Origin of the sequence: Massilia sp. CT11-108, assembly GCF_047302915.1 — a bacterium.
GTDB lineage: Bacteria > Pseudomonadota > Gammaproteobacteria > Burkholderiales > Burkholderiaceae_D > Telluria > Telluria orientalis.
On record NZ_JBKYMO010001028.1, the window covers coordinates 1 to 901 of the forward strand.

Genomic DNA, 901 nt, shown 5'->3' on the forward strand with positions numbered 1-901 from the left:
CGATACGCGCAGGCCCAGCATGCGGTCGCCGTCGCGCAGGACCAGGATGCGTGTGTGCGGTCCGTCCCGCCGTTCGCCGGTGCCGACCCAGCGCGCGAGGTCGACGACGGGCACCAGCACGCCGCCGTGGTCCACGACGCCGGCCAGCGCGCCCGTGCGGCGGGGCGGTACTGCCAATGCATCCGGCTGCGGCAGCGCCTGCACGACGGCGTCCGCCGCGATGCCGACATCCACGGCGTCGATGCGCACTTCTGCGAGGCGCATGTCAGTGCTCCGTCGCGACGCGTTCCAGCTCGGCCAGCAGCGCGGACGCGTCGCGCGTCGCGTTGGCCTGCGCGCTCGTCGAGGCATGGATGCGGGCGATCGATTCGCTCGTCGCCGCGACCGAGCGCACGATGCGGCCGAACGCGTCTTCCACGTCGCCGGCGAGGCGCGTGCCTTCGCCCACGCGGGTGGCCGTCCCGTTGATCAGCTTCGCGATCTCGCGCGCCGCCAGCGCGGATTTCTCGGCCAGCTTGCGCACCTCGTTGGCGACGACGGAAAAGCCGGTGCCGTGCTCGCCCGCGCGCGCCGCCTCGATCGCCGCGTTGAACGCGAGGAGGTGCGTCTGGCTGGCGATGTCGCTGATCGTGTCGATGATCTCGTGCACGTCGTCGGAGGATTTCTGGATCGCGAGGATCGCATCCTTCGAGCGCGCCAGCAGGGTGCTGCCTTCGGCGGCCTGGTCGCGCGTCTGCACCGCCAGGCCGGCCGACTGCTGCGAACCCTGGGCGATGGAGGCGATCGATTGCGACAGCTCGGCCAGCACCGCGGACATCGCCTTGATCTTGGCGCCGAGCTGCTCTTCGCGGTGCACCTGTTCCGTCACGTCCATCGCGAACTTGATGACTTTATAGGGCTT

2 protein-coding genes are annotated in these 901 nt (G+C 70.5%); both read right to left on the minus strand.

Features of this window, described 5'->3' with window-relative positions:
- Positions 1–264 (minus strand): chemotaxis protein CheW (locus tag ACEN88_RS32905; RefSeq protein WP_413346481.1); only part of this gene is annotated, 264 nt, incomplete at its 3' end.
- Between the two features lies 1 nt (position 265).
- Positions 266–901, minus strand: a 636-nt coding sequence (locus ACEN88_RS32910) for a methyl-accepting chemotaxis protein (RefSeq protein ID WP_413346482.1), incomplete at its 5' end; no start/stop codon positions are given.